This window comes from Anabaena sp. CA = ATCC 33047, assembly GCF_963870205.1.
Classification (GTDB): Bacteria; Cyanobacteriota; Cyanobacteriia; order Cyanobacteriales; family Nostocaceae; genus Trichormus.
In genome coordinates, this window is record NZ_CAWMSA010000061.1 from 1 (window position 1) to 426 (window position 426).

The following is a 426-nucleotide window of genomic DNA, read 5'->3' on the forward strand; positions in this document are numbered from 1 at the left end:
CATTGCCCAAAAGATAACTTCAATAGCCAGAGTGAGTATAGATTGAGTATCCATTTATTTTTCTCCAGAAAAATGTTTTTCATTGAGATTTTGCGTAGCGTTCCTGTAGGAAGTAAATGTTGAGATAAGATTTGATGATGCGAATACTTAAGAGTTTTCTGATTTTTCGCGTAGCGTAATCAAATGCCTGAGATTGAAGTAACCTCAGACATTTTTATTAAAAAGGAATATCACTTATTTCTTTTTCAGATACATCTATTGATGTATCTATTTCAGATAAACAATTCCATGACCAGTAATTCGTTATTTGCTTAAATGTTTTATAATTGTGAGGATGCCAGCAGCAGTCACTTAATGAATTTTCAAACCACTCAATTAATTCTTCTTGTAGTTGCAAATTATTAGCGAGGAAATCAATTTCCTCAC

1 protein-coding gene is annotated in these 426 nt (G+C 31.9%); it reads right to left on the minus strand.

Annotated features, from left to right (window positions below):
* Positions 1–217 precede the first annotated feature (217 nt).
* Positions 218–426: hypothetical protein (locus AACS98_RS19615; RefSeq protein WP_232317183.1), on the minus strand; the 209-nt coding region annotated here is incomplete at its 5' end.